General features: G+C 62.9%; 26 protein-coding genes. 10 read left to right on the top strand and 16 right to left on the bottom strand.

Annotation, left to right across the window (positions count from 1 at the left end; genetic code table 11):
• The first annotated feature begins 62 nt into the window (after positions 1-62).
• On the top strand, positions 63-710 hold the full coding sequence (locus AC1RTB_RS17035; protein ID WP_492879651.1) for a GntR family transcriptional regulator: 648 nt from the start codon (positions 63-65) through the stop codon (positions 708-710).
• 15 nt (positions 711-725) lie between these two features.
• On the opposite strand, the gene AC1RTB_RS17040 is transcribed toward AC1RTB_RS17035, so the two are convergent.
• The 4 genes from AC1RTB_RS17040 to AC1RTB_RS17055 all read right to left on the bottom strand — a co-directional run bounded on the left by AC1RTB_RS17040 (position 726) and on the right by AC1RTB_RS17055 (position 2,638).
• Positions 726-1,166 (bottom strand): PIN domain-containing protein, encoded by a 441-nt coding sequence (locus tag AC1RTB_RS17040; protein ID WP_492879650.1) that lies wholly within the window; start codon positions 1,164-1,166, stop codon positions 726-728.
• Positions 1,166-1,405, bottom strand: a complete 240-nt coding sequence (locus AC1RTB_RS17045; protein ID WP_492879649.1) for a type II toxin-antitoxin system Phd/YefM family antitoxin — start codon at positions 1,403-1,405, stop codon at positions 1,166-1,168. The genes AC1RTB_RS17040 and AC1RTB_RS17045 overlap by 1 nt, the downstream gene beginning before the upstream one ends.
• 120 nt (positions 1,406-1,525) lie before the next feature.
• Positions 1,526-1,810, bottom strand: a complete 285-nt coding sequence (locus AC1RTB_RS17050; RefSeq protein ID WP_492879648.1) for a hypothetical protein — start codon at positions 1,808-1,810, stop codon at positions 1,526-1,528.
• Positions 1,811-2,041: 231 nt separating this feature from the next.
• Positions 2,042-2,638: a hypothetical protein gene (locus AC1RTB_RS17055; RefSeq protein WP_492879647.1), complete on the bottom strand. Its 597-nt coding sequence runs from the start codon at positions 2,636-2,638 to the stop codon at positions 2,042-2,044.
• Between the two features lie 129 nt (positions 2,639-2,767).
• Between AC1RTB_RS17055 and AC1RTB_RS17060 the strand changes: the two genes are divergently transcribed.
• Positions 2,768-3,268 (top strand): hypothetical protein, encoded by a 501-nt coding sequence (locus AC1RTB_RS17060; RefSeq protein ID WP_492879646.1) that lies wholly within the window; start codon positions 2,768-2,770, stop codon positions 3,266-3,268.
• A 1-nt stretch (position 3,269) separates the two neighbouring features.
• A complete protein-coding gene (locus tag AC1RTB_RS17065) occupies positions 3,270-3,497 on the top strand; it encodes a helix-turn-helix domain-containing protein (RefSeq protein WP_492879941.1) in 228 nt (75 codons plus the stop codon).
• Between the two features lie 48 nt (positions 3,498-3,545).
• Here AC1RTB_RS17065 and AC1RTB_RS17070 read toward each other — a convergent pair whose 3' ends face one another.
• A complete protein-coding gene (locus tag AC1RTB_RS17070; RefSeq protein WP_492879645.1) occupies positions 3,546-5,042 on the bottom strand; it encodes a CoA-acylating methylmalonate-semialdehyde dehydrogenase in 1,497 nt (498 codons plus the stop codon).
• 195 nt (positions 5,043-5,237) lie between these two features.
• Between AC1RTB_RS17070 and AC1RTB_RS17075 the strand changes: the two genes are divergently transcribed.
• The 3 genes from AC1RTB_RS17075 to AC1RTB_RS17085 are packed head-to-tail and all read left to right on the top strand — an operon-like array spanning position 5,238 to position 7,210.
• Positions 5,238-6,119 (top strand): LysR family transcriptional regulator, encoded by an 882-nt coding sequence (locus tag AC1RTB_RS17075; protein ID WP_492879644.1) that lies wholly within the window; start codon positions 5,238-5,240, stop codon positions 6,117-6,119.
• A 58-nt stretch (positions 6,120-6,177) separates the two neighbouring features.
• A complete protein-coding gene (locus AC1RTB_RS17080; RefSeq protein ID WP_492879643.1) occupies positions 6,178-6,807 on the top strand; it encodes a transcriptional regulator in 630 nt (209 codons plus the stop codon).
• A 4-nt stretch (positions 6,808-6,811) separates the two neighbouring features.
• Positions 6,812-7,210: a VOC family protein gene (locus tag AC1RTB_RS17085; RefSeq protein WP_492879642.1), complete on the top strand. Its 399-nt coding sequence runs from the start codon at positions 6,812-6,814 to the stop codon at positions 7,208-7,210.
• Positions 7,211-7,215: 5 nt separating this feature from the next.
• Here the strand turns inward: AC1RTB_RS17085 and AC1RTB_RS17090 are convergent, their stop codons facing one another.
• From AC1RTB_RS17090 to AC1RTB_RS17135, 10 genes are all read right to left on the bottom strand, one after another.
• Positions 7,216-8,472 (bottom strand): D-amino acid dehydrogenase, encoded by a 1,257-nt coding sequence (locus tag AC1RTB_RS17090; RefSeq protein ID WP_492879641.1) that lies wholly within the window; start codon positions 8,470-8,472, stop codon positions 7,216-7,218.
• 60 nt (positions 8,473-8,532) lie between these two features.
• The gene (locus AC1RTB_RS17095) at positions 8,533-9,075 is read right to left on the bottom strand and encodes a GreA/GreB family elongation factor (RefSeq protein WP_492879640.1); all 543 of its coding nucleotides are present in this window, start codon (positions 9,073-9,075) and stop codon (positions 8,533-8,535) included.
• A 79-nt stretch (positions 9,076-9,154) separates the two neighbouring features.
• Positions 9,155-9,583, bottom strand: a complete 429-nt coding sequence (gene rnk / locus AC1RTB_RS17100; protein ID WP_492879639.1) for a nucleoside diphosphate kinase regulator — start codon at positions 9,581-9,583, stop codon at positions 9,155-9,157.
• A 288-nt stretch (positions 9,584-9,871) separates the two neighbouring features.
• Positions 9,872-10,390, bottom strand: coding sequence for an RNA pyrophosphohydrolase (locus tag AC1RTB_RS17105; RefSeq protein WP_492879638.1), 519 nt, complete (start codon positions 10,388-10,390; stop codon positions 9,872-9,874).
• 5 nt (positions 10,391-10,395) lie between these two features.
• Positions 10,396-11,550: a divergent polysaccharide deacetylase family protein gene (locus AC1RTB_RS17110; RefSeq protein WP_492879637.1), complete on the bottom strand. Its 1,155-nt coding sequence runs from the start codon at positions 11,548-11,550 to the stop codon at positions 10,396-10,398.
• A 110-nt stretch (positions 11,551-11,660) separates the two neighbouring features.
• Positions 11,661-12,989 (bottom strand): S41 family peptidase, encoded by a 1,329-nt coding sequence (locus AC1RTB_RS17115; RefSeq protein WP_492879636.1) that lies wholly within the window; start codon positions 12,987-12,989, stop codon positions 11,661-11,663.
• A complete protein-coding gene (locus AC1RTB_RS17120; protein WP_492879635.1) occupies positions 12,990-14,309 on the bottom strand; it encodes a murein hydrolase activator EnvC family protein in 1,320 nt (439 codons plus the stop codon). It lies immediately after the preceding gene.
• A 122-nt stretch (positions 14,310-14,431) separates the two neighbouring features.
• Positions 14,432-14,914, bottom strand: a complete 483-nt coding sequence (gene rlmH, locus AC1RTB_RS17125) for a 23S rRNA (pseudouridine(1915)-N(3))-methyltransferase RlmH (RefSeq protein ID WP_492879634.1) — start codon at positions 14,912-14,914, stop codon at positions 14,432-14,434.
• Between the two features lie 17 nt (positions 14,915-14,931).
• On the bottom strand, positions 14,932-15,309 hold the full coding sequence (rsfS, locus tag AC1RTB_RS17130; protein WP_476784008.1) for a ribosome silencing factor: 378 nt from the start codon (positions 15,307-15,309) through the stop codon (positions 14,932-14,934).
• 178 nt (positions 15,310-15,487) lie between these two features.
• Positions 15,488-16,732, bottom strand: a complete 1,245-nt coding sequence (locus AC1RTB_RS17135) for an MFS transporter (protein ID WP_492879940.1) — start codon at positions 16,730-16,732, stop codon at positions 15,488-15,490.
• A 213-nt stretch (positions 16,733-16,945) separates the two neighbouring features.
• Here AC1RTB_RS17135 and AC1RTB_RS17140 point away from each other — a divergent pair, with 213 nt between their 5' ends.
• From AC1RTB_RS17140 to AC1RTB_RS17155, 4 genes are all read left to right on the top strand, one after another.
• A complete protein-coding gene (locus tag AC1RTB_RS17140; RefSeq protein ID WP_492879633.1) occupies positions 16,946-17,776 on the top strand; it encodes an AraC family transcriptional regulator in 831 nt (276 codons plus the stop codon).
• Between the two features lie 118 nt (positions 17,777-17,894).
• A complete protein-coding gene (locus AC1RTB_RS17145; protein ID WP_492879632.1) occupies positions 17,895-18,242 on the top strand; it encodes a DUF488 domain-containing protein in 348 nt (115 codons plus the stop codon).
• Between the two features lie 76 nt (positions 18,243-18,318).
• Positions 18,319-18,705 (top strand): low affinity iron permease family protein, encoded by a 387-nt coding sequence (locus AC1RTB_RS17150; protein ID WP_492879631.1) that lies wholly within the window; start codon positions 18,319-18,321, stop codon positions 18,703-18,705.
• A gap of 62 nt (positions 18,706-18,767) precedes the next feature.
• Entirely contained in the window at positions 18,768-19,070 is a 303-nt protein-coding gene (locus tag AC1RTB_RS17155; protein WP_476783999.1) for a hypothetical protein, read from the top strand.
• 125 nt (positions 19,071-19,195) lie between these two features.
• Here AC1RTB_RS17155 and AC1RTB_RS17160 read toward each other — a convergent pair whose 3' ends face one another.
• Positions 19,196-19,387 carry a DUF1059 domain-containing protein gene (locus AC1RTB_RS17160; protein WP_492879630.1) on the bottom strand — a complete coding sequence of 64 codons (192 nt, stop codon included), beginning with the start codon at positions 19,385-19,387 and terminating at the stop codon, positions 19,196-19,198.
• Positions 19,388-19,440: the final 53 nt, after the last annotated feature.

Below are 19,440 nucleotides of genomic sequence, written 5' to 3' on the forward strand. Positions count from 1 at the left end.
TCAATCGGCATTCGCATCTGATATATCAAAAATATATCATTGCGCTTTCAAGAGATTCGGTCATGCAAGCTGAGAAACTGGAACCGGCTGCGACACGAGCCTATCTCGAGTTGGAGCGGCTAATCGTGACCCTCGAACTCGCCCCTGGCAGTGTCGCCACCGAAGGCGGATTGATCGATCTGCTCGGTCTTGGCCGTACCCCGGTGCGCGAGGCGATCCAGCGTCTGGCATGGGAAGGACTGGTTGAAATCCGACCGCGTGCCGGCCTGGCGATCGCACCGCTGCACCCCGGCGACTGGCTGCGCGTGCTCGATGCGCGCCGTGGCATCGAGGTCGTGCTTGCCCGCTCGGCGGCACGCTTTGTCACCCGCGACGCCGCCAATCAGTTCCATGCCGCGGCCCTTGCGATGCAAAAAGCGGTGATCACCACCGACGTGCTTGGCTTCCTCGAAGCCGACAAGGCGCTCGATGAGGCACTGGCACTCGCCGCCGACAACGACTTCGCCGCCCGTCTCGCGGCGCCCTTGCAGACCCACAGCCGCCGCTTCTGGTTCCGCTATCAGCGCGACACCGGGCTCGCAGCATCAGCCGAACATCACGTCGCGCTGATCCGCTCGATCCTCGAACACGACGAGGACGGTGCCGCCCAGGAAGCGGAGCGATTGATGACGATGCTGCGCGGTCATGCCGAGGCTGCGGCGACGCGGTGAACTCGGCTTCAGGCTTCACGGCAGCGCCGCAAGGAGCGGATGCGGGCTTTTTGCAAACGGATTGACGACGGTAACCCCGCCCCAGGTAAAACCATCTTGCATGTCCTCGGACAACAGTAGTCGGCAACCGGCGCCTGACGCGGCACAAAGAATAACGGCGTCCCAAATGCTCAATTGATGGTCCGCAGCGAGATCGGCCGCCATGAACATGACATCCGGCGTCGTATTGGCGACGGCAAATGTGTCGCGCCATTGCAGGATCGCGTCGCGCGCCTCCAACGGGCTGCGACCCGCCTTGCGCACCAGCACGGTGAACAGTTCGCCTAGAACCTGGATCGGCACCAGGGTTTCGTCTTGCGGAATGCGTGCAAGCAGGTCGAGCGCCAAGGCTGCGCGTTCGGCGTCGTTTACGCCTTCCGCATAGGCCAGGATGTTGGTGTCCAGCGCGAACCGCATCAGTCGTCGTAAAGCTCTTCGCGGGACCAGCGCCCTGCGTTGGCCGGAGCCTGCCGACGCAGGCGATCCAACAGGACCTGCTTTGCCGCACGCGCTGCTTGGCTGGGCTCAGTGGCAGGCACCACGCGCGCGACAGGCCGACCGTGGCTGGTCACCACAAAGCTGTTGCCGTCGCGTACCTCCCGCAGCAGGCGGGAAAACTCCCGGTTGGCATCGGCAGCCGAAATTGTCTCGTCCATGCGATCACCAATATGTAGTTATTTACACTACTATAAGGCGATCAACTTGCTCGTTCAAGGCTCGCAATGACCCATCTTGCAAGGATGCGAAGCGGCAGCAAACAGGCTGGCAAGCGACGCTCAGCCACCCTTGTCCGAGGCGACGACGGTGAGCGTGTTCTCCCATCCATCGCCGGCGGCGACGATGCAGCTTTGGCCTTTCACGTCAGTCACCAGCATGGTCCACGTCCCGCTCGTCGAGACGAAAACCTCAATCACAGCTGCCTTGCCGGACAAGCCATAGCCGATACGTTTTTCCTGAAACGCCTGCGCCAGGCGCATCACCAGGTCGCTGTGCGCGCCGCAGACAAATTGCGCCTGGGCGGGAAGCGACGACAGCGCCATCGCAGCGCCGAGCGTGGCCATCCTGATCCATCGAAACGAAAAATTGCGTGCCATGTGGCACCTCCTTTGCCTTGACGCTCCGGCGAAGGGAGGCACATGAGCCGCCTCAGTGTGCCGGAGCGCTCCAGGCCGGGTCCGACGTCTTCATCGCGTCGCTCCTTTCTGGTTTCCGGTCTGTCGTTCGGGGAGCGTTATCGCGCTCCCTGGATTCGATATGGTGAGGCCCATATCGCAAGACAAGCAGGGCGCCCATCAGCCCTTCATTTCCTCGCACAACGGCAATTTCGCGATCGCCTCGTCGCTCAAAAGCTTCCTCAGATCCACCGACGACATCAAAGGGAAATATTGCTCGTCCGGCTTGCTGCGCATGTAGAGCTCGGCGATCAGCGAACCGCGATTGATGACGCCGTCGCGGCAGCCGCCCGTGATCTGGACCGATATGCTGCCATTGCCGTCCTTCCTGCCGGTCGCCCTGAATGCACGTGCCTTGGCCTGCGCTGCAGCCAGCCGCCCCACATCAGCCTGCGCGACACGCGCGATCTGGATTCTTTCAAAGGAAGGGCTCGCCGACACGCCCGGCGCGTTGTCACCAGCGACGATCTCGAGCGGCAGCGTCTCGTTGACGGGACCATGGGGCACCGGAGCGTCCATGACGAAACTCAGGACCACGTCGCCGGTGCGCAGCCGAAGCGGGACCGGCATGACGGCAGCGACGCTCATCTGCTCTGGCGCGATCTCCAGAGGATCGAGCCTGACGAGCTTGGCCAACGCCATCGGATTGAGAGAGGCGCAAGCAGACAGAGCGACAAGCCCGGCCAGTGCCACAATCGAACGTGCATAAACGGTCATGCTGCCTCCATATGGTTGTTTGACAGTGTCGACTTATTGTTTTACGATAATTTTTGCAAACGAAATTTGAAGGGACTGGAGATGGAGGCAGCACGCGAACGTGCCCGGTTGCTGAGCCGGAGAATGGAGATGTTGATCTCTGCCCTGATCGGCGTGGTCGCCCTGTTTGTCGCCTACGGCCTGTGGGTGGCGTGGTCGGATCCGGCCTGGATCGGCACATTCGTCATCGACAAGCTGGCATTGCCCAAACCGGCGCAGCTGTCGGCTACGACCATAACGCTGCTGGCGGCGACATTTCTCGTTCAGGCGGGGTTGCTGATCTGGGCGCTGCAGACGTTGCGGCGGGCATTCCGCGAAATCGCCCTGCATGACATCGTCGGCGTCGAGAGCGCGCGGCTGATGCGGCTGTCGGGCGTCGCCTTCCTGGCCAACGCGATCGCCATGGTTCTGGCCCCGCCGCTGGTTTCGTTGATCGTCAGCCTCGACATGCCAGTCGGCCATCGCTTCCTGGCGATCAGTGTCGGCACGCCCGAGCTGCTTGCCGTCATGGTCTCGGGCATTCTCATCGTCTTCGGCCATCTGCTTGCGGTGGCATCCGAGATCGATGACGACAACAAGCGGTTCGTCTGAGATGCCGATCGTCGTCAATCTCGATGTCATGCTGGCGCGCCGCAAGATGCGCTCGAAGGAGCTCGCGGCAGAGGTCGGCATCACCGAACAGAACCTGTCGCTGCTCAAATCCGGCAAGGTGCGCGGCGTACGTTTTTCGACGCTGGCGCGCATCTGCGCCGAGCTCGATTGCCAGCCGGGCGACCTGCTCGAATATCAGCCGGGCCCGGAACAAGAAGACGAAACGTAGAACGGGCGCCCAAGGGCGCCCGCTTTGTTTTCAGTCTTGGGAGATGGATCAGTTCATCGTCGGGATGACGAACTCCGCACCATCCTTGACGCCCGACGGCCAGCGCGAGGTCACCGTCTTGGTCTTGGTGTAGAAACGGAAGGCATCCGGGCCATGCTGGTTCAGATCGCCGAAGGACGACGCCTTCCAGCCGCCGAAGGTGTAGTAGGCGATCGGCACGGGGATCGGCACGTTGATACCGACCATGCCGACCTGGACACGCGATGCGAAATCGCGGGCCGCATCACCGTCGCGGGTGAAGATGGCAACGCCGTTGCCCATCTCGTGGTCGTTGGCGAGCTTGATGGCGTTCTCGTAAGTGGGTGCACGCACCACCGACAGCACCGGCCCAAAGATCTCTTCCTTGTAGATGCGCATGTCGGATGTGACGTTGTCGAACAGGCAGCCGCCCATGTAGAAGCCGTTTTCATAGCCCTGCATCTTGAAGCCGCGGCCGTCGACGACGAGCTTGGCGCCTTCCTTGACGCCGATGTCGACGTAACCCTTGATGCGCTCGAGCGCCTCACGCGTCACCACCGGACCGAAATCGGCCGACGAGTCGGTCGAGGGGCCGACCTTCAAGCTTTCGACGCGCGGAATCAGCTTTTCCATCAGCCGCTCTGCGGTGTCGTGGCCGACGGGAACAGCAACCGAGATCGCCATGCAGCGCTCGCCGGCCGAGCCGTAGCCGGCGCCGATCAGCGCGTCGACGGTCTGGTCCATGTCGGCGTCGGGCATGATGATCATATGGTTCTTGGCGCCGCCGAAGCACTGCACGCGCTTTCCGTTGGCACAACCACGGCTGTAAATGTACTGCGCGATCGGCGTCGAGCCGACGAAGCCTATGGCCTTGATGTCGGGATCGTCGAGGATCGCGTCGACAACCGTCCTGTCGCCATTGACGACGTTGAGAACACCCGCCGGAAGACCCGCTTCGAGGAACAGTTCGGCGATGCGCATCGGCACGCCCGGATCGCGCTCGGACGGCTTCAGGATGAAGGCGTTGCCGCAAGCGATAGCCGGGGCGATCTTCCACAGCGGGATCATCGCTGGGAAGTTGAACGGAGTGATGCCGGCGACCACGCCAAGCGGCTGGCGCATCGAATAGACGTCAATGCCGGGGCCCGCGCCATCGGTGAACTCGCCCTTCATCATGTGCGGGGCGCCGATGCAGACTTCGACCACTTCAAGGCCGCGCTGGATGTCGCCCTTGGCGTCGGCGATGGTCTTGCCGTGCTCGCGTGCCAGAAGCTCGGCCAGCGAGTCGTATTCCTTGTTGACCAGTTCGAGGAAGCGCATCAGCACGCGCACGCGGCGCTGCGGATTGGTGGCGGCCCAGCCGATCTGTGCTGCCTTGGCATTTTCGACAGCGGCGCGCAGTTCCTGCGCCGAGGCGAGTGCCACGGTGGCGCGCACCGAGCCGTCCATCGGCTGCAGAACGTCCTGCTTGCGTCCGCTGGTGCCGGCGACATGCTTGCCGCCGATGAAATGACCGTAGTCGACCATTGCTTCACTCCCAATTCTTTGTTGATGGCGCATTGTCCCGCTTAACGCGCGCCTTTGCAACGCGAGCGTGAACGCAACCGTTGTGCAAAAAATATAGACCGACGAGAGCTTGAATGCGATTTCATGCATAGTAGGGTGTGGTCTTTCCTTCGCCCCGCAAACGGGGAGAGGAACGACATCCGCATGGGAGGCTCTATGAACTGGGATGACGTCCGCATCTTTCTCGCCGTCGCGCGTAGCGGCCAGATCCTTGGCGCGGCGCGGCGCCTCGAGCTCAACCACGCAACGGTTTCACGCCGCGTTGCGGCACTTGAAGAGGCGTTGAAGACCAAACTCTTCCGCCGGCTGACCACCGGTAGCGAGCTGACGCCGACCGGCGAGCGCTTCCTCGAAGTCGCCGAGCGCATGGAAGCCGACATGCTGACCGCCCGCGCCGAAATCTCCGGCGAAGGCGACGAGGTGTCGGGCACGGTGCGCATCGGCGCGCCTGATGGTTTTGGCGTTGCCTTCCTGGCGCAGCGGCTGGGCACGCTTACCGCACAGCACACCGATCTGCGCATTCAACTGGTGCCGGTTCCCAGGACCTTTTCGCTGTCGCGGCGCGAGGCAGACATCGCCATCACCACTGAGCGGCCGAGCGAAGGCCGGCTGGTGGCGGCAAAACTCGTCGACTATTCGCTCGGCCTGTTTGCCTCGCGCTCTTATGCCGAGGAGCATGGCCTGCCCTCGTCGCGCGCGGAGCTGTCCGCCCATCGCCTTATCGGCTACGTGCCCGACCTGGTCGTCAGCCCGTCGCTCGACTACGCCGCCGAGTTCAGCCCGTCGTGGGAATCCGCCTTTTCGATTTCGTCGGCGCTCGGACAGGTCGAGGCGGTGCGCTCGGGCGCCGGCATCGGCATCCTGCACACCTTCATCGCCCGCACCATTTCTGAGATCGTGCCGGTGACGGCGATCGCACCGATCCGCCGCGCCTATTGGCTGGTCTATCACGAGTCCGTCCGCCCGCTGCGCCGGATCCAGACGGTGGCGGGCTTCATCACCAAGTCGGTGGAGCGCGAACGGGCGCTGTTCATCTAAACCCTTCCGACAATCTCGCACATCCGCTAACACTGGCGTTTCAAGCGAGGAAACCGATTTGCTGCCCCGCCCCTACGCAGAATTGCTGCGCAAGGCCCGGCGCGCCACACGACGCGCCGACGAGGCCGAGGACCTGCTGCAGACAGTCCTTGTCGCGGCGGTCGAAGCCGGGCGCACCGACCTGTCGAAGATCGAGAACCGGCGCTGGCTGGAAGGCGCGCTGCGGCGGCGCGCTGCCTTCGACGCGCGTTCGGCCGTCCGGCGCAGGAAGCGCGAAACGCCATTCGCTGCCGGCAGTTGCGAGCCAACTGACCGCGAAATCGTGCCTGTCCGCTTTGTCGCGACCTTGCCGCCCCGCCTGCGTACGACGACGCTTCTCGCCCTGACTGGTCATACGCGACAGGAGATCGCCTGGCTGCAAGGCCTTGCCGATCCGGCACTTCGCCAGCGCATCGCCGAGATCCGGCGGCGCTGGCTGGCCTTTGGTGGCGATCCGGTCGCGGAGATTCCGGGCCTCGCCGGCGCGCTCGCCTTCGGCAGCATCAGGCGTTCCTTGCTCGCCATGACAAGGCAGCCGGGCGCCCTGCTCGCAAGCCACGATCCCGACGGGCACCTTTTTGTGATCGGGACCTCACAAAACCCTGTCGCACGGCAACTCAACAGACGTGCAACTGAAATCACGGAGTGACCTAATGTTCGGCAAATGCAAACTCGGCAATATCTGCTACTACGTCTCGGATATCGACAAAACCGAGGCCTTTTACCGCGATGTCATGGGGCTGGATGTCCAGCGCATGGAAAGCGACGGAGAGGGTGAAGGCGATTGGCTGATCGCAAGCACCGCAAACGGCGTCGACCTGATCTTCTTCGAGATGGAATCGCGGCCCGGCAACTCCCCCATCATCGTGTTCGAGATCGCCGACGGCGGCATCGACGACGTCGTCTCGTCGCTGGCCGGCAAGGGCGTGACCATCGTCACTCCGGTGAGTCATGCGCCAGGCGGCTGGTCGTCCGAATTCGCCGATCCTGACGGCCACACGATTTCGATGTACCAATCGGCGGAAGTGCCGCGTTCGCTGAAGGCTGCCTGAACGGTTCAGGCCCAATAACGCTCGGGGCCAAGCCCGCTGGCGTCGATCTCCGGCTCGCGGCCGGAGATCATATCGGCGAGGATTTTCCCCGAGCCGCAGGCCATGGTCCAGCCGAGCATGCCGTGGCCGGTGTTGATGAACAGGTTCGACAACTTCGTCTTGCCCAGGATCGGCGGACCGTCAGGTGTCATCGGCTGCAGACCGCACCAGAAATGCGCGTCGCGCAGGCTTCCCGCACCGTCAAACAGCTGTCGCAGCGACCGTTCGAGCGGCGCACGGCGCGATTCATCCAAGGTCAGATCGAAGCCCGACATTTCCATCGTGCCGCCGATACGGATGCGGTCGCCTAGCCGGGTGATGGCGACCTTGTTGGTTTCGTCGATGACCGTCGAAACCGGCGCGCGATCGGCATCCGTGATCGGTACGGTCAGCGAATAACCCTTGAGCGGATAGACCGGCACACGCTGGTGCAGCTTGCGCATGAAGCGTTCGCAATAGCTTCCAGCCGCCAGCACAAAGGCGTCGGCATTGGCAATGCCATCGTCCGAAACGACCTGATGAACGCGCCCGCCTGAATACTCCAGCGAGTAGACACGCTTGCCGAACCGGAAGATCACGCCGCGTTCGCTGCACAGTTCGACCAGACGTTCGGTGAAAAGCCGGCAGTCGCCGGTCTCGTCATCAGGCAGGCGCAGGCCGCCAGCGATGTTCTGGCGCGCACCGGCAAGGCCTGGCTCGGCCGCGATGCAGCCGGCCGCGTCGAGGATCTCATAGGGCACCTCAAACTTGTCGAGTACGGCAACGTCGGAGCCGATGCCGTCGAGCTGTTCCTGGGTGCGAAACAGCTGCAGCGTGCCATGGCTGAGCTCGTCGTAGGAAATGCCGGTGCCCTGGCGCAGCACGCGCAGCATGTCGCGGCTGTATTCGGCGAGCGGCATCATCAGCGCCTTGTTCGCCTGATAGCGTTCTGCTGTGCAGTTGCGCAGCATCCTGGCCAGCCACATCCACATCTTGGGATCGAATTTCGGCCGGAAGGAAAAGGGCCCGTCTTTCATCGCGAGCCATTTGAGCGCCTTGAGCGGCACGCCGGGTGCCGCCAGCGGGGAGGCGTAGCCGGAGGAAATCTCGCCCGAATTGGCATAGCTGGTCTCATGGGCCGGCCCCTTCTGGCGGTCGTAGACGACCACCTCGTGCCCTGCCTCGGCAAGATAATAGGCGGTCGTCACCCCGATGACGCCGCCGCCGACGACTATGACCTTCATTGCGCCCCCAGATGCATGACCCCGAAAACGAGGCATGCACAAACTCATAGGCGCCGCCCGTCAGGCCGCAGAAGGGCCCGGGTCATCGCCATTTCCCGAGGTGTGCCGGATTTTTCTTGGCACGCCAAGGGGTTGTGGCTCATCGGCGCTGAACACCAGCACCGGGAAGCGGCGGCCGGATGCCTCGGTATCGCCTTCCGGCGTGGTGATTCCCGGACGCGCGGCCTCGGGCTGATAGTGAATCTCGTCGACACGAATGGTTTCGGTCGAGCCACGACCACAGTCGACCACGATCGACTGACCTTTGCGTAGGCCAAGCAGAGCCAGGCCGCGCGGCACGGAGATCGGGATGATCTGGCCGACCATGCCGTCCATGGGCCCGTGCGCGACAATGCGGGTATGGGGCGCACCACCATCGACACTGAAGGTCACGCGGCTGTTCAGCGTGACCACGTCCGCATCGGCCTCGTTTGAAAACACGACATGCGCCGAAGCAAGCTTACGGCGCAAAAGGGCGACAAGTGGGCCGCCCGACCAGGCCAGGCGGTCAAGCATCGTCTTGACGATGGCGAAATCCTTGGTCGTCAGCTGACATTTGGACATGGCATAGCTCCACAAGTGCTGGGCTTCGCCCGGCACTGGCATGGTTCGAAAATCGGGCTGCTGTTGCGGCTCGCGCCCGTCAATTGGCGTCTTCGCGCGGCACTTCGACCGCCATGATCTCGAGTTCAAGACGACGGCCGTCGCGCGAGGTCCAGGCAACCGACTGGCCTTCACGAAGGCCGATAAGCGCAGCACCCACCGGCGTCAGGATCGAGACCTTGCCTTCGGCGATGTCGGCCTTGCCGGGATAGACAAGCGTCACGGTCTTGACCTCGCCATCGCCGCTGCGGAACGTCACCGTCGAGCCCATGCGGATCACATTGGCGGGAATGCGGTTGAGTGGTTTGATCTTGGCCCGCTCCATCTCGGAGAGCAGTTCCTCGGCGATGCCCGGCAGGCGTTCGAGACTGGATTCGGCGAGGCCTGTCAGCCTGGCATAGTCGTTTTCGCTCACCACGATCTCGTGTTCGCGGCGCTGCTTGATGTTCTGGCGCAATGGAAGCCTCATAGGTTGTCGTCCGGCCGGCGCATTTAAAAAAGCGCGCGACCGGTCCGTCCGTGGAACGGACGTGCCCAAATATTCCACCCGAGCCGCCAGGCGGCTCCGGTGCTCATGATTTCATGCTTTGAAAAATCGGCCCCAAGGGCTCGGAAGTCGCATAGCGACCGAGCCGGGGCTAGTATCCCGCGATGGGGCAGACCCGAAATAGGGCAAAGCTGCCGATGTGAGCGATGGTGCACATAGGCGAAGAGTCGCCGACCCTGCCTTGCTTGTCAAGGGCGGCGGCCGGAGGGGCTATTTCACCAGGTGCCTGAACGCAGCGACGACCTCGTCATAGACCTTGCGCTTGAACGGCACGATCAGCTCCGGAAGCTCGACCATCGGCTTCCAGGCCCAACGGTCGAACTCGGCCGAATGCCCGCCGGGAGGCGGGTCGATGGCGATTTCGTTCTCCTCGCCATCGAAGCGAAAGGCGAACCATTTTTGCGTCTGGCCGCGATATTTGCCCTTGAAGGCGACGCCCAAGAGATGCGGCGGCAGGTCGTAGTTGATCCAGCGGGGCGCTTCGGCAACCAGCGTGACGCTGCGCATGCCGGTCTCCTCGTAAAGCTCGCGCGTGGCAGCCGGATAGGGCTCCTCGCCCTTGTCGATGCCGCCTTGCGGCATCTGCCATAGCTTGTCGGTATCAGACAATTCGCTGTCAGGTTCAGCGATCCGCCGCCCGGCCCAGACCAGCCCCCTGGTGTTCAGCACCATGATGCCGACACATGGACGGTAAGGCAGGTCTTCGGGTGCGGTCTTGGTCTTCGACATCAGTCCTATCCTCGTTCGGGATCGCTTGCGACAGCCGAGATCGGCACGATCTCGATGCCGCGCTTGCGCGCCTCGCTTGCCCATGAGGTCACGGCGTCCACCGTGACGTCGAATGCATTGCCCGTGCCGATGGCAAAACCCTTGGCGCGCGCGGTCCGCTCCAGCTCGTCGAGCTTGTTCAGGATAGCGCCGCGATCCTGGACCGCATCGATGATGGCGTCGCCCGCCGCGAACGGCACGCCGTTTTTCAGCGCCTGCTCTGGTGCCAGGCTCCGCGCCGACGAGCCATCGTCGATGTAACCGATACCGCGCTTGCCGAGCTCGGCCATCATCGCGCCCATCGCCTCCGGGCTCGCCGAGAAGCGCGCCCCCATATAGTTCATCACGGCGGTGTAATTGGTCGTCCGCGACAGCGTCCAGCGCAGGTTCTTGAGGTTTTCGTCAGCACTTGCCTCGACCGTCAACGTATTGCGGCCGGGATTGACGTTGGGAAAATCGAACGGCTCGAGCGGCACCTGCATGACGACCTCATGGCCCTCGCGCCGTGCTGCCTGCATCCAGCGGCCAAGGCTATTGCCCTGGGGCGCGAAGCCGAGCGTGATTTCCGGCGGCAGCTTGCCGATCGCCTGTTGCGTTCCCGTCTGCGACAGGCCGAGCCCGCCGATGACGATCGCCACCCGCGCGCCCCGCGCGCCCGACCAGGCGCGGGCATAGACGTCGAACGGACGCCGCCCGTCGGCAGCGCGTATCGGCAGCGGCCCGCTCCCGCTGTCTTCGATCAGTGCTTTGTCGGGCAGATGGGCGATACGCACATTTTGTCCGACGGCGGACGGATCGCGGATCACAACGACGCCGTCCTCACCCACCGGTGGATTGACGCGGATAATCGCAGGGCCGCCCGGCGTTGGGGCGGTTGCCGGCTTCGGCTTGGCCACTGACAGGGCGGGCACGGCAACGGTCTCCGGCATTGCAACCGCAACGACTTCCGGGGTGCGGAACGGTTTTTGGCGCAGCGCAATCGAGGCGGATGCAGCAACGACCGCCACAGCGCACAGGCCGGCGAGCAATGGCCCCTTGCGCAGCCACGCCAAGCGCTTGCCAGCGGGACGGCGTGGAACCTGCCCGAGCGGACGGTCGATTTCTTTTTCGATCTGCACCACCCCGCGCTCTCAGCCAGCTCCCCGAATCAAACTGCCGGAACCTTGCGGCCCCGGCAGTTTTGCATTGCCTCGATCGAGCAACCAGCCCCAAGGGCCGGCGACGACCTGATTTACTGCTGGTTCATCACAGCCTTGTCAGGGTTGGGCGGGAAAGACGGATCGGTCTTTTGCCCACGCAGCAACTCCAGCGCATAGTTGAGCTGCAGGTCGTCCTTCGGCTCCGGCGGCACATAGGCCGCCGAACCCGAACCCTTGTCGCTCTCTTCCACGCCCTTGATGTGGCCCTTGAGCTCGGACTCGCCACGCGTGACGTCACGACCCTGCAGGTCGGCCGGCAGCGGCTGGTCGACCTTGATGTCGGGCGTGATGCCCTTGCCCTGGATCGACTTGCCCGACGGCGTGTAATAGAGCGCCGTCGTCAGCCTGAGCGCGCCATTCTCGGCCAGCGGGATAATGGTCTGCACCGAGCCCTTGCCGAAGGACTGCGTGCCCACCACGGTGGCGCGGCGCAGATCCTGCAGCGCACCGGCGACGATTTCCGACGCACTCGCCGAACCGCCATTGATCAGCACGACCAGCGGCTTGCCGTCGATGTCGTCGCCCGGACGAGCGTCGAAGCGGGTGATGTCCTTGGGATCACGGCCACGGGTCGAAACGATCTCGCCACGGTCGAGGAAGGTATCGGAAACGCTGACCGCCTGATCGAGCAAGCCACCCGGGTTGAGGCGCAGGTCGAGCACGTAGCCCTTCAGCTTGTCTTCCGGTACCTGCTTCTTGATCTCGGCGATCGCATTTTGCAGGTCATCGAAGGTCTTCTCGGTGAACGAGGTGATCTTCATGTAGCCGACATCGTTGTCGACGCGGAATTTGACCGCCTTGACCTTGATGACGTCGCGCATGATCGAAAGCTCGATCGGCTTGTCGGCACCCTGGCGCAGGATCGTCAGCTTGATCGGCGTGTTGATCAGGCCGCGCATCTTTTCGACCGCATCATTCAGCGTCAGGCCGCGAACTTCGACACCGTCGATCTTGGAGATGTAGTCGCCAGACAGAACGCCAGCCTTGGAAGCCGGGGTATCATCGATCGGGGTGATGACCTTGACCAGCTCGTTTTCCATCGTCACCTCGATGCCGAGGCCGCCGAATTCGCCCTTGGTCTGGACGCGCATGTCCTTGGCGGCTTCAGCGTTGAGATATGACGAATGCGGATCAAGCGAAGTCAACATGCCGTTGATGGCGTTTTCGATCAGCGACTTCTCGTCCGGCGGGGTCACATACTGGCCCCGCACGCGTTCGAAGATATCGCCGAAGATAGCAAGCTGGCGGTAGGTCTCCGACCCCGCCGCATTCGCTGTTGAGCCAGGTGCACCATACACCAGGCTCATCGCTGAGGCTCCCATCAGCGCCCCGGCAAGCAGAAGCGACAGTTTACGCATCATTTATGTCCTTCCAGAGGTGCGGTCCGCCCACCATGGGGTCGGATCGACGGGTTTTCCATCCTTGCGGAACTCGACATAGAGTTCCGGCGTCGCATTCGCATTTTCCGAAGCTGAGGTGCTCGCCACCCTCGCCTCACCCATCGCACCGATCGGCTCGCCTGCTAGTACGGACTGACCCGGCGCGACGCTGATTCTGCTCATCCCCGCCAAGACGACATGATAGCCGTCGCCGGCATTGAGGATCAAGAGTTGACCATAGGAGCGGAAAGGCCCCGCATAAAGAACACTTCCATCCGCCGGAGCCGTGACGATGGCGCCCGATTGTGTCGCAACCATGTCCCCAAGCATGGTTCCGCCTATGCCGTCGGCGCCGCCAAAGCGACGTTTTATGCGCCCGGTGACCGGCAGCGCGACCTGCCCCTGCAGCAGGGAAAACGGTGCGGAAGCAACGAGTTGGTTGGCTTCCGGCACCACCGGCACGACAGGCTGGTTCGCGGCCTTGGCGGCTTCCTCCGCAGCCACGCGCGCGGCCTCGGCATCGGCTGTCTTCTTCGCCGCCTGCTTGTCGAGCGCTGCGATCAAATCTTTGAGACTGTCGGCCCGCGCCGCAAGTTCGGCCGATTTTTTTGTTTCGTCGGCCAGCGCCACCTCGGATTCTGAGCGTAGCCGGCTCTTGGCTTCGAGCAAAAGATCGAGTCGCGCCTTCTCGCCAGCCTGGGCCGTCATCGCCGTGGTCAGCCGGTCGCGCTCGGCCTCGATCGAGGCAACCACCCGCGACAGCTCCTTGAGATCGGCCATCAGTATGTCGGTCTCGGAGCGCAACTCGGGCACCACCGCACCCAACAGGATCGCGCTGCGGATCGACGACAGCGCATCCTCCGGCTTGACCAGGATCGCCGGCGGCGGATTGAGCCCCATGCGCTGCAGCGCGCCCAAAACCTCGGCCAGCACGCCGCGACGCATGTTGAGCGAGGTGCGGATACCCGCCTCCTGCTCCTTCAACCCCTCGAGCTTGCCGGCAATGTCTTCGATGTCCTGGCCGAGCTTGCGCTCGGTCTTGGCCGACTGGATCAGGGCTGCGGTGATCGAGGCATGATCCTTCTTCACCTGCGCGATCTCGGCGGCCAGTTTTTCGCGGCGCTCAGCCGACAACTGGATGTCGCGCGCGACACTTTCGTATACGGACCGCGTCTGGTCGGGATTTGGCAACGGAGGCCCCACCTGGGACGAAGCCGCTCCGCAGGCAAGCGCAATCAGTCCCGCCGCGACAATGCCGCGGCACGGCGATAGCCACGCCTTCAGAGGTAAATTCCGCGCCATGCGATGATCCGGTTGTATGTCAGCGACCTTAGTGGCGGCATCGTTAACGAACCATCAACCATGTTTGCCGGGCACGACCGCAAGCGGACATTTGACCAGCCATTTTGTCGAATTCCGGGCGCTCACGCTCGATGATAGGGATGTCCCGACAAAATGGTCGCGGCACGGTAAAGCTGCTCGCCAAGCATGATGCGAACCATCTGGTGCGGCCAGGTCGCGGCACCGAAGGAAATCAACAGCTGCGCTTCGTTGCGCAACGCCTCATCATGGCCGTCGGGTCCGCCAATGGCGATCATCAGCCCGCGCTGGCCGCCGTCGCGCAGCGAGGCGATCTTGTCGGCGAATTGTTGCGAAGAGAGATTCTTGCCGCGCTCGTCGAGCAGGATCAGCGCGGTTCCGGGCGCCATCTGGGCGCGCAGCCTGTCGGCTTCCTCGCGCCGGCGCTCGTCGACATCGCGGACACGGCTTTCGGCGATCTCGGTGACGCCGGAAAAGTCGAAGCCGAGCGCGCCGCCGCTTTTCGAAAACCGGTCGAGATAGCGGTCCGCAAGCTCCTTCTCGGGGCCGGCTTTCATCCGGCCCACGGCATGTATCGCTACCTTCATCCCTGGCGTCTAACGGTTCAATGAACCGTTTCTTCCTCTAGATCCGGCGCCTGCCACATCTTTTCGAGATTGTAGAACTCGCGGATCTCGGGCCGGAAGATATGGACGATGATATCGCCTGAATCGATGAGCACCCAGTCGGCGCCCGACAGCCCCTCGACGCGGGCAGTGCCGAGGTCGGCATCCTTCAGCGCTTTGAGGAGATGATCGGCAAGTGCGGCGACATGACGGTGCGACCGGCCCGAGGCGATGACCATATAGTCGCCTAGGCTCGATTTCCCCTGGATGTCGATGGAGACAATGTTTTCGGCCTTGGAGTCTTCCAGACTGGCAAGGACTGTCTTGATGGCGCGGGCAACAGCGTCGTATTCGCCTATCCCGGCCGGCGAAGGCAGGATTTCCGCCTTCTTCCGAAGTGCTGTTCTCAGTGTCTTTCCTTTCCGACAGGAACAACCAAATCGCCCTGAACTCGGACGACACCATTTAGATAGGCAGAGTTGGGCTACAGTTTCAAGACAAGGGCGCGTAAACACCTGACAACAAGCCAGTAGCACCCAACTTTCCTGCCATCGGCTACGGATCGACCGACGGCGGCAATTGTGCCGACATCGGCGAAAAACTGCCGGCTTCCCCCACCGGAACCGCCTGGGTCATGCGCAACCGCCACAAGACGAAGGCGGTGAAGATAGCCCCGATGGCAATCGCCACATACATGAAGGCATAGGTGCCGTAGACGGCCGTCAGCACCGTGCCGAGGCCGGGCACGATGAAACCCGACAGCGACCAGGCAAACAGCATGCTGCTCGACAAGGCCACCAGATCGTCCTTGCTGGCGCGGTCGGAGGCATGCGCGCTCGACAGCGAATAGATCGACTCGCTCGCCCCACTCCACACGACATAGATCGCGACCATGATCGGCAGCGCGCTGCCGTCGAAGCGGCTGGCGGCAAGCCCGGCAATCACCACCAGCAGGCCTGCCGCCACAAGCACATAGCGCCGGTCGGTGCGGTCGGAGATCCAGCCGAACGGGATCTGGAACAACAGCGTGCCGAGCGGCATGGCAAACAACAGCGTCGCCACCTGCTGCTGGCTGAATCCGCTTGCCGTGGCATGGATCGGCGCGAAGCCGGTGATCAGCATCGACACCCCGCCGACGGCCAGCATGCCGGCGACACCGACCGGCGAAATGCGCCAGGCGCGTGCCAAGGCCACCGAGGCCGCCTGCGGTGGCGGTGGCTGGCGCAGGCGGGTCAAGCCAACCGGGAGGATCGAGATGGCGTTGAATGCGATGCCGATAAGCGGCGCCTGTGCGGTCGCGATGTCGACGAAACCGAGCATGAACGAGCCGACGCCCAGGCCAACGACATAAGAGACGTAGAAGATCGCCATGACGCGACCGCGGATTTCGTTGCCGACGGCATCGTTGAGCCAGCTCTGGGCGACGATGAAGAGCCCGCATATGGCAAAACCGTAGAGCACGCGCGCCGCGATCCAGACAATCGGGAAGGTTCCGGCACCTATCGCCACGTTGGACAGCACGATAAGGGCGGAAAACACCATATAGGCGCGTGCATGGCCGACCCGGCGCACCAACGCCCCGGTGAGCAGGCAACCGGCAAGCCCGCCAGCGGAGAGCCCGGTGAGAATGGTGCCGGCCCAAGTCGGCGCGTAGCCGGCGGCACCGAGCGTAACCGGGATGTAACCGAACATCAGCCCATTGCCGACGGCGACCAGCGCCATCGCCAGGATGACGCCGGCAACGGCAATCACCGGCGCGGGCGGCTCGTCATCCTGGCCTGTCGCGTGCTTTTGTTCCATGCCGCCAACCTCGCCTGCCTTGGCTGCCATGCGTAGCTGCAAAAGCGACATCGGATGACTGGCTTGGCCAATTGACTGGCCTGGATCAAAAGGAGCGCGCACGCGTTTTTGCTGATCGACATTTCGTGCGAGATGAGACCGTGCAGCAAGCGTGATCAAACGGGACGCGCCGGCAAGGAGCATACCGGGTGCGTTCTCATGCAGGAAAGACCAATGACCCCCGTTCAAAAAGCCATCTGGTTCATCGAAAGCCACTATTCCAGGGACATCGGACTGGACGAGATTGCCGCCATTGGCGGTGTATCGCGCTTCCACATGTCCCGCGCTTTCGGTGCCGCCACTGGCCATTCGGTCATAGGTTACATCAGAGCCCGCCGCCTGACCGACGCGGCGTTCACGCTGGCCAAGGGCGCGCCCGACATTTTGGCGGTCGCGCTCGATGCCGGCTACGGCTCGCATGAGGCGTTCACCAGGGCCTTTCGCGACCGCTTCGGACTCACGCCCGAGGAGGTGCGCGCGAACGGCGCTGTTCCCCAACCCGAATGCGTGGAGCACCTCAAAATGGACGAAACCTTTGTCGAAAACCTTGTCCCGTCGCGTTTTGTCGACGGCGGCACCCTGCTCATCGCCGGCTTCGGCGAGCGCTACACCTGCGAGACCAGCATCGCCATTCCTTCTCTATGGCAGCGCTTCGGCCCGCATTTCGGCAGCGTGCCCGGCCAGAAAGGGATGGTCGGCTACGGCGTCTGCTGCAATTTCGACGACGACACCTTCGAATACATCGCAGGTGTCGAGGTCACCGACTTCTCCGGCCTGACATCGGAATTCAGCCGCCTGCGCATCCCGCCGCAGCGTTATGTCGTGTTCGCCACCACCGAGCACATTTCGGCGATCCGGCGCATCACCAACACCGTGTGGAGCAAGTGGTTTCCAAGTTCGGGCCATGAGGCAGCCGACGCCCCGCATTTCGAGCTCTATCCCGAAAGCTTTGATCCGGTGACGGGCAAGGGCGGCTATGAGCTCTGGCTGCCGATCAAGAGCTAGGACCAATCGGACACGGCCTTGAAGGGTTTTGGCTTGCGCTCGGCCACAACAATCGGCCGGGCGCCTCGCTTTCGATACCCGGAAGCCTATCTTTGGCTTGGAAAACGGGAGGATCGAGATGGGCAGCATCAGGATCAAGCGCGTCTATGAGGCGAAGACTGACGACGATGGTTTTCGCGTGCTTGTCGATCGGGTCTGGCCGCGCGGGGTGACCAGGGAAAAGGCTGCTGTCGATCTCTGGCTCAAGGAAATCGGGCCTTCGACGGAGCTGAGGAAATGGTTCGGCCATGACCCGCAGCACTGGGACGAGTTTCGTTCGCGCTATCGTATCGAACTGGCTGGGCAACAGGCCTTGGTCGCAGATTTGCGCAGGCACGCAGCCAAGGGGCCGCTGACGCTGGTGTATTCAGCCCATGACGAGGCGCACAACCAGGCCGTGGTGCTGAAGGAGGTCCTGGAGGACTGAGTCCCGCCTCGACCGTTGCGCAGGGAACCCGGAGCGGGTGCCGATTGTTTCCTTTCGCTGCGCGAAGGGATTTCCCATGTACGAGAAGGTTTTCACCAGGATCGCCAACAAGGTGGCCTACGCTGCCGGTCTGCCGCCAACCTTTGCGGCCTGTTGCCTGATCATCGTTGTTTGGGCGGTGTCCGGCCCATTCTTTGGCTTTTCCGATACCTGGCAACTCGTCATCAACACCGGCACGACCATCATCACCTTCCTGATGGTCTTTCTCATCCAGAACACGCAGAACCGCGATAGTGCGGCGATCCAGGCCAAACTCGACGAACTGATCCGCGTCGGCGCAGCCCAGAACCTGTTCATCGGCATCGAGCACCTGACCGAATCCGAGGTCGAGGAAATCCGCCGCAAATGCGAAGAGGCGGCAAAGCGGCATGACTCGCGGGCGAGGTCAAAATCGAAGGGGTAGCGCCAAGGTTGACGATAGCCCATGTCGGGCACAAGATTGTTGCGAATTGGGTACGGTGTGGCGTGATTGATTGGTTGGACATCCTCAAGGAACAGGCTGAGACCGGCGCGGAAATGGCCCGCGAGGTGCCTGTGACGCTTGCCAATCCCGACATCAGCCGTGATCAGGTGAAAAAGCTGTTTGCCGCGCTCGAACAGCAGGCCGAGTTCGTCGAAAAACTGCGGCAGGTGCTGGAAGCCAACGACTTCGAGCCCGAAGTGCTGGTCGCCGCCGAGAAGCTGGAAGACCGCTACGCCGATCTGGCGGCCTCCGCCGCCGAACGGCTGAAGGCTATGCGCAGCGGCGGCAACGCGCGCCGGCAATAGCCGTCTATCTGGTTTAAACGCGCACCTTCGCCCCCGCGATCAACGCCGTTGTCACGGCTTTTCCGTGCGATCGATGCGGCGTGGCGAGCACGGGCACCGGCTAAGCGCCGGCGCCCGTGATGCGGTCAGGCCGGCGGGGTGCCGGAGTGCATGACCTTCTTGATCTCCGCGCGGAACGCCGGCGTGTCCTTTTCACCATGAACCGACACAGCGTGCTGGACGGCCGCATCGATGAGTTCTTTCTCGGTGTCGGCCGCTATAGCCACTGTGCACTTCATTTCGCTCGGGAATTCACGGCAGTCGATATATTGGCGCATCGTCTTCGCCTCCCAGCGATTTCCATATGAGAACCGGCTAATATTAATCCCGC

The organism is Aminobacter sp. GW821-FHT11F06 (genome assembly GCF_058808215.1).

Bases quoted from the DNA above. Each gene is read 5' to 3' on its own strand.
- AC1RTB_RS17035 (WP_492879651.1), top strand. From the start codon at position 63: ATGCAAGCTGAGAAACTGGAACCGGCTGCGACACGAGCCTATCTCGAG.
- AC1RTB_RS17040 (WP_492879650.1), bottom strand. From the start codon at position 1,166: ATGCGGTTCGCGCTGGACACCAACATCCTGGCCTATGCGGAAGGCGTA.
- AC1RTB_RS17045 (WP_492879649.1), bottom strand. From the start codon at position 1,405: ATGGACGAGACAATTTCGGCTGCCGATGCCAACCGGGAGTTTTCCCGC.
- AC1RTB_RS17050 (WP_492879648.1), bottom strand. From the start codon at position 1,810: ATGGCCACGCTCGGCGCTGCGATGGCGCTGTCGTCGCTTCCCGCCCAG.
- AC1RTB_RS17055 (WP_492879647.1), bottom strand. From the start codon at position 2,638: ATGACCGTTTATGCACGTTCGATTGTGGCACTGGCCGGGCTTGTCGCT.
- AC1RTB_RS17060 (WP_492879646.1), top strand. From the start codon at position 2,768: ATGTTGATCTCTGCCCTGATCGGCGTGGTCGCCCTGTTTGTCGCCTAC.
- AC1RTB_RS17065 (WP_492879941.1), top strand. From the start codon at position 3,270: ATGCCGATCGTCGTCAATCTCGATGTCATGCTGGCGCGCCGCAAGATG.
- AC1RTB_RS17070 (WP_492879645.1), bottom strand. From the start codon at position 5,042: ATGGTCGACTACGGTCATTTCATCGGCGGCAAGCATGTCGCCGGCACC.
- AC1RTB_RS17075 (WP_492879644.1), top strand. From the start codon at position 5,238: ATGAACTGGGATGACGTCCGCATCTTTCTCGCCGTCGCGCGTAGCGGC.
- AC1RTB_RS17085 (WP_492879642.1), top strand. From the start codon at position 6,812: ATGTTCGGCAAATGCAAACTCGGCAATATCTGCTACTACGTCTCGGAT.
- AC1RTB_RS17090 (WP_492879641.1), bottom strand. From the start codon at position 8,472: ATGAAGGTCATAGTCGTCGGCGGCGGCGTCATCGGGGTGACGACCGCC.
- AC1RTB_RS17095 (WP_492879640.1), bottom strand. From the start codon at position 9,075: ATGTCCAAATGTCAGCTGACGACCAAGGATTTCGCCATCGTCAAGACG.
- rnk (WP_492879639.1), bottom strand. From the start codon at position 9,583: ATGAGGCTTCCATTGCGCCAGAACATCAAGCAGCGCCGCGAACACGAG.
- AC1RTB_RS17105 (WP_492879638.1), bottom strand. From the start codon at position 10,390: ATGTCGAAGACCAAGACCGCACCCGAAGACCTGCCTTACCGTCCATGT.
- AC1RTB_RS17115 (WP_492879636.1), bottom strand. From the start codon at position 12,989: ATGATGCGTAAACTGTCGCTTCTGCTTGCCGGGGCGCTGATGGGAGCC.
- AC1RTB_RS17120 (WP_492879635.1), bottom strand. From the start codon at position 14,309: ATGGCGCGGAATTTACCTCTGAAGGCGTGGCTATCGCCGTGCCGCGGC.
- rlmH (WP_492879634.1), bottom strand. From the start codon at position 14,914: ATGAAGGTAGCGATACATGCCGTGGGCCGGATGAAAGCCGGCCCCGAG.
- AC1RTB_RS17135 (WP_492879940.1), bottom strand. From the start codon at position 16,732: ATGGAACAAAAGCACGCGACAGGCCAGGATGACGAGCCGCCCGCGCCG.
- AC1RTB_RS17140 (WP_492879633.1), top strand. From the start codon at position 16,946: ATGACCCCCGTTCAAAAAGCCATCTGGTTCATCGAAAGCCACTATTCC.
- AC1RTB_RS17145 (WP_492879632.1), top strand. From the start codon at position 17,895: ATGGGCAGCATCAGGATCAAGCGCGTCTATGAGGCGAAGACTGACGAC.
- AC1RTB_RS17150 (WP_492879631.1), top strand. From the start codon at position 18,319: ATGTACGAGAAGGTTTTCACCAGGATCGCCAACAAGGTGGCCTACGCT.
- AC1RTB_RS17160 (WP_492879630.1), bottom strand. From the start codon at position 19,387: ATGCGCCAATATATCGACTGCCGTGAATTCCCGAGCGAAATGAAGTGC.